This window comes from Methylosinus sp. DMC45 (assembly GCF_056313885.1).
Genome location: NZ_JBQUZK010000036.1, coordinates 101,110 through 110,090, shown reverse-complemented (window position 1 = coordinate 110,090; position 8,981 = coordinate 101,110). Strand labels below are relative to the sequence as shown.

General features: G+C 67.9%; 7 protein-coding genes. 3 read left to right on the top strand and 4 right to left on the bottom strand.

Annotated features, from left to right (window positions below; all coding sequences use genetic code 11):
* Positions 1-436 precede the first annotated feature (436 nt).
* Positions 437-3,553: a double-strand break repair protein AddB gene (gene addB, locus ACT53T_RS10015; RefSeq protein ID WP_476161076.1), complete on the bottom strand. Its 3,117-nt coding sequence runs from the start codon at positions 3,551-3,553 to the stop codon at positions 437-439.
* A 185-nt stretch (positions 3,554-3,738) separates the two neighbouring features.
* On the opposite strand from addB, the gene ACT53T_RS10010 reads away from it, so the two are divergent.
* Together ACT53T_RS10010 and ACT53T_RS10005 are read left to right on the top strand one after the other, a co-directional pair.
* Positions 3,739-4,887, top strand: a complete 1,149-nt coding sequence (locus ACT53T_RS10010; RefSeq protein WP_476161075.1) for a sensor histidine kinase — start codon at positions 3,739-3,741, stop codon at positions 4,885-4,887.
* The gene (locus ACT53T_RS10005; protein WP_476161074.1) at positions 4,884-5,570 is read left to right on the top strand and encodes a response regulator transcription factor; all 687 of its coding nucleotides are present in this window, start codon (positions 4,884-4,886) and stop codon (positions 5,568-5,570) included. Before ACT53T_RS10010 ends, ACT53T_RS10005 begins: the two co-directional genes overlap by 4 nt.
* On the opposite strand, the gene fabI is transcribed toward ACT53T_RS10005, so the two are convergent.
* The 3 genes from fabI to fabA all read right to left on the bottom strand — a co-directional run bounded on the left by fabI (position 5,515) and on the right by fabA (position 8,188).
* A complete protein-coding gene (gene fabI / locus ACT53T_RS10000; protein ID WP_476161073.1) occupies positions 5,515-6,336 on the bottom strand; it encodes an enoyl-ACP reductase FabI in 822 nt (273 codons plus the stop codon). The two genes, ACT53T_RS10005 and fabI, sit on opposite strands and share 56 nt — an antisense overlap.
* A 21-nt stretch (positions 6,337-6,357) precedes the next feature.
* A complete protein-coding gene (gene fabB, locus ACT53T_RS09995; RefSeq protein ID WP_400765935.1) occupies positions 6,358-7,581 on the bottom strand; it encodes a beta-ketoacyl-ACP synthase I in 1,224 nt (407 codons plus the stop codon).
* Between the two features lie 91 nt (positions 7,582-7,672).
* Positions 7,673-8,188 carry a 3-hydroxyacyl-[acyl-carrier-protein] dehydratase FabA gene (gene fabA, locus ACT53T_RS09990; protein ID WP_018267877.1) on the bottom strand — a complete coding sequence of 172 codons (516 nt, stop codon included), beginning with the start codon at positions 8,186-8,188 and terminating at the stop codon, positions 7,673-7,675.
* Between the two features lie 273 nt (positions 8,189-8,461).
* On the opposite strand from fabA, the gene irrA reads away from it, so the two are divergent.
* A complete protein-coding gene (gene irrA / locus ACT53T_RS09985) occupies positions 8,462-8,863 on the top strand; it encodes an iron response transcriptional regulator IrrA (protein WP_036295536.1) in 402 nt (133 codons plus the stop codon).
* Positions 8,864-8,981 lie beyond the last annotated feature (118 nt).

The window sequence follows — 8,981 nt, the reverse complement described above, 5'->3', positions numbered from 1 at the left end:
AGCGTCAATCATCATGGCGAAGGCTTCGTAAATGCGGTGTCTTCGCGGCTCGGCCCGTCGCCGCCTTCACAGGCTTAGCGAGTGGTGAATCGTCGGCCTCTTCGCGTGGTCCCGAAAATGGAATTGCGGCACGAGACGCGCACAAACCGCGTCCGAATCGGGAGCGCCGAAAATCGGCCGCCGATTCCTTGCCGAAGCGTCAATCATCATGGCGAAGGCTTCGTAAATGCGGTGTCTTCGCGGCTCGGCGCGTCGCCGCCTTCACAGGCTTAGCGAGTGGTGAATCGTCGGCCTCTTCGCATGGTCCCGAAAGTGGAATTGCGGCACGAGACGCGCACAAACCCTGTCCGAATCGGGAGCGCCGAAAATCGGCCGCCGATTCCTTGCCGAAGCGTCAAAGAACAGGGTGAACGCTTCGTGACTTCGCAGCGAAGCGTCACTCCTCTCCGCCGCCGCCCTCGCGCGACCATTCCTTCACGCGCGCCAGATGGTCGTAATCGCTGTAGCGCGAGGCGAATTCCACCCATGGCCGCGAGGGATAGGGCGTGTCGGCGAGACGAAACTGATTCAGCAGCACGAAGAGATTGGCGCGATGCTCGGCGACGACGTCGCCGAAACCCTTGTCCTTGAATTTCAGCCATTGGGTCTCGCCGCCGCTCTTGCCGCCGAGCCGCACATAGGCGGCGCCGGCGACTCGCGGCGCGCCGATGGAGTCGAAGGCGCCGGCCTCGATCATCGCCGCCTCCAATGTGAGCTGTGGCGAGAAGCCTGCGCCGACCTGTGAGGCGGTCGGCGGATTGCCGGTCTTGTAATCGAAGACGAAAGCTTCGCCGCTCGCATCCACCTCTATGCGATCGGCGACGCAGGAGAGGGTGAAGACGCTGCCGTCGGCGAGCGTCAGCTTCCAGCCGGCGCCTTTCTCGATGAAAATCTCGCGCGCTTGCTCGCGGCGCTCGCGCTCGAAGGCGAGCGCGTGATCGAGTCCGGCCTCTATGCGCGGCCAGTCGAAGGCGAGGAAGGACGGATCGTCCAGGAATTCGCCTAGCTCGGCGCGCGCGATTTCGACGAGCAGCGCGCGCGCGTCTTCCGGCAGCGGGCCTTTGGGATGCGCCTCCTGGAAGTTCGCCAGCGCCGCATGGATCGCGACGCCGATCTCGCGCACGCCCTTGGGCGCGCCGAGCGGCGGCAAGGGCGGCAGGCGCAGAATAGATTCGGCGAAGACGGAATAGGGATCGCGGCGCAATTTTTCGATGCGCGTGACGCTGAGCCGCGTCGGCCGCAGCTCCACGGGCGGGCGCGGCAGCGGGCGCGATATGGCGCGTATCTCCTGTGGGCGATCCAGCGCGGCGGCGAGCGCGCATTTTTCATCGCCGCGCGCCTTGCAGGCGGCGAAAGCCTCGCCCGAGAGCGCCGCCAATCGCGCGATGAGGCGAGACGCCACGGTCGGCGCGCCGTCGCGCTTTTTCGCGCGGCTCACGACGACCTCCGGGGCGCCGAAGGCCATGGCGAAATCATGCGCCGTCTGGCCGATGCGGCGCTCCGGCGGCGAGAGGCCCAATTGCCGGCGCATGGCGCGATTGAGAAAGGCGCCGGATTCGGCCTGCGGCGGCCAGATCGTCTCGTCGAGCCCGGCGAGCAGCACGAGATCGGCGTCGAGCAGGCGCGCCTCCAGCAGGCCGAGAATCTTGAGGCGCGGATGCGCGCGTTTCGGGGAGGGCGCGCTCGCCTCGAAGGCGAGGCGGTCGAAGAAGGAGGCGTAGCCGGCGGCGTCGAAGATGAGCGCGCTGCCTGCGGCCTCCAGCGCATCGAAGAGTTGCAGCAATTGCTCGACGCCCTCGCCGGCGGGCTCCTCGCCGGCGATTTTCTCCAGCGCCAGCGCATGGGCGCGCGCGCGTTCGCCGAGGCGCGCCTCCGGCGTGAGCGCGGCGAGGGGAAAAAGCGCTTCGTCGAGACGGGCGAGGAGATCGGCGATCGCGCGCCAGTCCTCTTCGCTCATGCGCTTCAGCGCCGGATGGGCGTGCGTCTCTTCGGCGAGCCCGCGCGCCGGCGCGGCCATTGCGGCGAAGCTGCCGCCGCTCTCGACATTGCGCAGCACGGCGATCTCGACCAGCGGAGCGAGGCGCTCGATCTCCGCGCGCTCGAGGCCGAGGCGCGTCAGCGGATGGGCGAGCAGAGCGGCGGCGTCGATCGCCGACGCGCCGTCCTCCGCCGTGGCGGCGACGAGCCGCGCCAGAGCGCCGATCGGCGTCGAGCCCAGCGGTCGGCCGGCCGAATCGTCGACCTCCACGCCCCATCGCGCCAGCTCGGCGCAGACGCGGCGGGCGATGTCGCGATCGGGCGTGATGAGCGCCGCCGTGCGGCCGGGCGTCTCCAGCGCCTCGCGCATGGAAAGGGCGAGCGCCAGCGCCTCCTCGCGCTCGTCCGCCGCCTCGATGAAGGAGACGCCGGCGAGCGCTTCGGCGAAGCCCTCGGCCGCGGCGGCGCGGAACTCGCGCCAATAATCGGTGCAATCGGCGGGGCGCAGCGCCTCGGCCAGCAGCCGCGTCCGCGCCCGCAGCACGGGCGGAGCGGAGCCGATGGGGCGGACCTCCTCGCGCGTGACGCCGATCGTCGAGAGGAGACGCTTCAGCAGCGTCTGCGGATGGGTGAAGCTCGGCTCGTCGCGCTCGCTCTCGCCATCGTCGCCGACCCTGCGCCAGGCGGCCTCGTCCAGCTCGAGATCGAGGCCGGGCAGGATCACCGCGCCGCGCTCCAGCCGGGCGATCGCCGCCAAAAGGCGCGCCGTCGCCGGATGCGCGCCGGTGGAGCCGAGCGCGATCACCGGGCCGCGCGCGCCGCCGCGCTCCAAATGCGCGATCTGCGCCTCGATCAGCGCGGTCTGCCGCGCGGCGCGGTCGATGAGGCCGCGCGCGCCGAGAATATTCGGCCAATCCTCGAGCGCGATTTTCAGAAAATTGGCGGTGATCGCGAAGAAGCGGTCATAGGCCTCCTCCGCGAGGCCGGCGAGCGCGCTCGCCTCCAGCTTCTCGATGGCGAATTCGTCGATCAGCCGCGCCAGCTCGCCGGAGAGCGCATAGGCGCTGGCGGGGGAGGGGGCGATCAGCAGCATCTCGCGCGGGTCGTGCTCGACCGCGCCGGTCGAATCGATGGAGACGATGGCGTGGCGCAGCGCGCGCGCCCATTGCAGCGTCAGCTCGGCCAGGATCAGCCGCCGGTCCAGCTCCTCTATCGCTGGCGCCAGCGCCTGCTCCTGCGCCGCCTCGCCGGAGTCGAGATCGACATGGAACAGCGCGGCGGCCTCCTGCTCGTCGAGATCGCCGAGCGGCAAGATGCGCGGCAGCAGCGCCGCCGGCGCCTCGATCGCCGTGGAGAATTGCGCCGCCAAAGCCCGCGCGGCGCGCTGTGTCGGCACATAAATGGTGGTGGCGGCCAGAGCCAGCGGCCCGCTCTCGCGCGAGAGGCCGGGGATGAGCGCGCCATCCAGCAGAGACCGCGTGAAGGCGCCCAGAAAGGAGGCGCCAGGGGCTATGGAAAATACGTAGCGAGACGCCATTCTTTTCTCGGCGGGTGGAAAGAAAGCACGAGCGGAGCAATTCACGTCTGAATTCTGTGTATTGCGCGTGATTGCGGAATTGAAACCCGCTGGCAGAGGAGAATACTCCGGGGCGGCGACCGTGGCGATGGTTTGGCGGCGCGCCGGCTTTTTCGAGAGCGAATAGGTTTCGAGGGAACTCGCCGATGGACCGATCGTCGAGCGATTCGCACGCCGAGCTCCGAGAGACTTCCGCGTCGACACGGCCTTCGCGCCGCGCGGCCGGGGGCGGGGAGGATTTGCGCCTCGCCGATACGGCGCGGCTCGAGGCCGTTCTCGACTCTCTGTCGGACGCTGTGCTTACAATCGACGCGAAAGGCGTGGTGGCGGCCGCCAATGCGGCTGCGGGACTGATGTTCCGCTGCGCGGGCGACGCGTTGCTCGGGATAGAGGCCGCGCAGCTGCTGCCCCAGAGCCGCCTCGCCGCCGGCGAGCGGCGATCGGACGCGCTGGCGCGGCGCCCGGACGGCTCCGCCTTCCCGGCCGCGCTCACCGTGACCGAGACGCGCGGCGCGCTTCGCCAACGCATCGCCGTCATTCGCGATCTCACCGAGGAGCGCGCCACCGAGGCGCTGCTCTGCGAGCTGCGCTCGGAGCTCGCCTACGCCGGGCGGCTCGCGGCGATGGGCGAGCTGGCGGCGGCGCTCGCGCATGAGATCAACCAGCCCTTTTCCGCCATCGCGACCTATGTCCGCACCGCGCGCTGGCTGCTGCAGCGCAAGCCCAAGCAGAGCAGCGAGGTCGAGGATATTCTGGACAAGGCGGGGGCGCAGGCGATGCGCGCCGGCGACATCGTGCGCCGCTTGCGCGAGTTCGTCACCCGCGGCGAATCGGTGAAGACGGTGCAGAGCCTCAGCGCTCTGGTCGAGGAGGCGAAATCGCTGGGCGTCGCCAGCGCGCGCCAGGTCGGCGCGCAGATCACCGTCGCCGCCAAGGCCGAGAATGACGAGGTTCTCGCCGATCGCGTGCAGATCCAGCAGGTCATCGTCAATCTCATGCGCAACGCCGTCGAGGCGATGGACGGCGCGCCGCGGCGAGAGCTGTCGCTCTCCACCTCCGCCGCCGACGGCTATGCGCGGCTCGACGTGGCCGACACCGGCCATGGTCTGAAGGACGGCGCCAGCGCGCTGTTTCAGCCCTTCCGCAGCAGCAAGGCGAGCGGAATGGGCATAGGGCTTTCGATTTCCCGCTCCATTGTCGAGGCGCATGGCGGCCGCATATGGGCCGAGCCCAATCCTCACGGCGGCGCGATTTTCAGCTTCACGCTTCCTCTCGCGGAAAGGGCCAGCCTATGAGACCAGCGCCGTTCGTGCACCTCGTGGACGACGATCCGGCCATCCGCGACGCGCTGACGCTGATGTTCCGCTCGCGCGGCTTTCGCCCACGCGCCTATCGCGCGGCGGAGGAATGTCTCGCCGAGGCGGGGCCGAAGACATCGGGCTGCATCGTCGCCGATATGCGGTTGCCGGACATGACCGGCGTCGAGCTGACGCGGCGGCTGCGCGCCTCCGGGGCGACGCCGCCCGTGGTCATCATCACCGCCTGCGCCGGCGCTTCCCTCGCGGTGGAGGCGATGGCGGCCGGCGCCAGCGATCTTCTGGAAAAGCCCTTCGACGATGAGGCGCTGCTCGCCTCGGTGCGGCGGGCGCTGGCGTCTCGGCGCGGCGAGGCCGAGAGCGACGCCGAGACGCGCGCCGTTCTGGCGCGTTTCGGCGCGCTGAGCGAGGACGAGCGCCGCGTGCTGGCGGGCGTCGCCAAAGGAAGGCCGAGCCGCGACATAGCGGAAGGGCTCGGCCTCGAATTGCGCGCCGTGGAGCTGCACCGCGCCAATATCATGGCCAAGGCCAATATCGGCACGCTGGTCGAGCTGGCGCGGCTCTCGGTGATCGCCGCCAGCGTCAAGGCGAGCGAGGGACGCGAGCCTAATCCGCCGTTGCGGCGCCGCCGTTCAAATCTTCGGGGCGCGGCTGCAGCATGATGTTGTAGCCGGCGTCGACGACGTGAATCTCGCCGGTCACGCCGCCCGACAGCTCCGACAGGAAATAGAGCGCCGAGCCGCCGATCTCGTCCAGCGTGATCATGCGGCGCAAAGGCGCATGCGCCTTTTGGAACGCGCCCATGGCGCGCGCGCCGGTGATGCCGGCGCCGGCCATCGTCCGCACCGGGCCGGGGGAGATGGCGTTCACGCGAATGCCGCGCGCGCCATAATCGGCCGCGAGATAGCGCACGGAGGAATCGAGCGCCGCCTTGGCGACGCCCATGACGTTGTAATTGGGCATCACATGCGTGCCGCCGCCGAAGGAGACGGTGAGCATGGTCCCGCCATTCTTCATCATCGCCGCCGCGCGTTTCGCCGCCTCGGTGAAGGAGAAGCAGGAGATGACCATGGTGCGGATGAAATTCTCGCGCGATGTGTCGGCGTAGAGGCCTTTCAGCTCGCTCTTGTCGGAATAGGCGAGCGAATGGACCAGAAAATCCAGCTCGCCCCATTCCTCCTGAAGCCGCGCGAAGACGGAATCGAGGGACGCGATATCTTCCACATCGCAAGGGATCACCAGATTGGAGCCGAGCTCCTCGGCGATCGGGCGGACGCGCTTGCCGAGCGCCTCGCCCTGATAGGTGAAGGCGAGCGAGGCCCCATGCCGCGCCAGCGCTCGCGCTATGCCATAGGCGATGGAATGATCATTCGCGACTCCCATGACAAGGCCGCGTTTGCCCTGCATGAGGCCCGTTGAAACCGTCATCTTTGATTGGTCCTATTCTCGTCAGGCGTCGGGGTGCTTGAACACCAGCGACGCATTGGTGCCGCCGAAACCGAAGGAGTTGGAGAGCACGGCGCGCAGAGCGACATTGTCGCGCCGCTGGCGCAGGATCGGCATATCGGCGAATTCGGGGTCGAGCTCCTCGATATTGGCGCTCTCGCAGATGAAGCCGTTCTGCATCATCAGCAGCGAATAGATCGCCTCCTGCACGCCTGTCGCGCCGAGCGAATGGCCGGTCAGCGATTTCGTCGCCGAGATCGGCGGGCATTTGTCGCCGCGGCCGAAGACCTCGCGGATCGCCTCGATCTCCTTCTGATCGCCGACGGGCGTCGAGGTGGCGTGCGGATTGATATAGTCGATCGGCGTCTTCACGCCGGCGAGCGCCTGGCGCATGCAACGCATCGCGCCTTCGCCGGAAGGGGCGACCATGTCATGGCCGTCCGAGGTCGCGCCATAGCCGGCGATCTCGGCGTAGATCTTGGCGCCGCGCGCCTTGGCCCGCTCATATTCCTCCAGCACCAGCACGCCGGCGCCGCCGGCGATGACGAAGCCGTCGCGGTTCTTGTCATAGGCGCGCGAGGCCGTCGCCGGGCGGTCGTTGAAGGAGGAAGACATGGCGCCCATGGCGTCGAACAGCACGGAGAGCTCCCATTCGAGCTCCTCGCAGCCGCCGGCGAACATAATGTCCTGCTTGCCCCATTGAATCATCTCATAGGCGTTGCCGACGCAATGATTCGACGTCGCGCAGGCCGAGGAGATGGAATAGTTGACGCCCTTGATCTTGAACCAGGTGGCGAGCGTCGCCGAGGCGGTGGAGGACATGGCCTTGGGCACGGCGAAGGGGCCGACCTTCTTCGGCCCCTTGGTGCGGGCGATATCGGCGGATTCAACCACGACTTTGGTGGAAGGGCCGCCCGAGCCCATGATGATGCCGGTGCGCTCATTGGAGATTTCGTCCGGCGCGAGGCCGGAGTCGAGAATCGCCTGATCCATGGCGACGTGATTCCAGGCCGTGCCCATGGCGTGGAAGCGCATGGCGCGACGATCGAGGAGGGTCGACGGGTCGAGGGTCGGCGCGCCATGCACCTGGCAGCGGAAGCCGAGCTCGGCGTATTTGTCCGCCTTGACGACGCCCGACTTCGCCTCGTGCAGAGAGGCGACGACTTCCTGCGTATTGTTGCCGATGGACGAAACGACGCCCATGCCGGTCACGACCACTCTTCTCATGTCCGAACTCCCTCGCGCCGGCGGGCTTTTGCTTTGTCCCGTCTGGTTTGGCGATTGTCTCGCGCGCCGCGATCGGCGCGCCGTCGGGCCGTCACGCGGCTTCCGGCTTGGCGAGACCGACCTTCAGGTCTTTCGCTTCGTAAATACGTTCGCCGTCCACCTCCACCCAGCCGTCGGCGATGCCGAGGACGAGCTTGGATTTGAACACGCGCTTGAAATCGACGCCGTAGCGGACGAGCTTATTGTGCGGCCGCACCTGGCCGCTGAACTTCACCTCGCCGACGCCCAGCGCCATGCCGCGGCCGGGCAGATCCAGCCAGCCCAGAAAAAAGCCGGTGAGCTGCCACAGCGAATCGACCCCGAGGCACCCCGGCATCACCGGATTGCCCTTGAAATGGCAGTCGAAGAACCAGAGGCTCGGATTAATGTCGAGCTCGGCGCGCACATAGCCTTTGCCATGGGCGCCGCCCTCTTCGAAAATTTCCGTGATTCGGTCGAACATGAGCATGGGCGGCAGCGGAAGCTGGGCGTTGCCCGGGCCGAAAAGCTCTTCCCGCGCGCAGGCGAGCAGATCCTCATATCCGAAAGACGAGCGCCGTTCGCTCATGATGTTCCTTCTTGCGTCTGCGACGTGACGATTTCCGGCCGCGCTGCGGACCGGAAGCCGCATTCGTTAACATAGGCGCCCGCCGGGTCAAAGGGGGCGCGCGGCCTCGAGAGCGGTTTCGTCGGTCCACAGCGGCCCGCGGAGGAAAAGATTGTCTCTGCCGCCGAGCTTCCCTATTGTAACGAAAGAGACATGATGCGGGGCGGGAAGAACGGGCGAATGACGGTCGAGCAATTCACGGTCGAAACCTCCGAGCGGGCGCCGAGCGACGCCATGCGGCGGCTGCGCAGCCGGCTGATGGCGGCCGGCATGCGGCCGACGCGTCAGCGCGTGGCGCTGGGCGGGCTGCTGTTCGGCAAGGGCGACCGCCATGTGACGGCCGAGAAGCTCTTCGAGGAGGCGCTGGCCGACGATCTGCCGGTCTCGCTCGCCACCGTCTACAACACGCTGCATCAATTCACCGATGTCGGCCTGCTGCGCGAGATCGCGGTGGACGGCGCGCGCGTCTATTTCGACACCAATGTGTCGGAGCATCATCATTTCCTGGTCGAGGGCGAGGGGCTCGTCGATATCCCCGGCGCCCATGTGGACGTCGCCAGCCTGCCGCCGCCGCCGCCGGGCATGAGAATCGCCCGCGTCGATGTGGTGGTCCGCCTGTGCAAGGACGAGGACTGAGCGGAAACGCTTTGCTTCTGCGCGGCTGGATCGAGGCGCTGCTCGCGCCCCCTCCCCAGCCCTCCCCCGCTTCGCGGGAGAGGGAGTAGACGCGGCGCTTCATCGAAATTTCGCGACA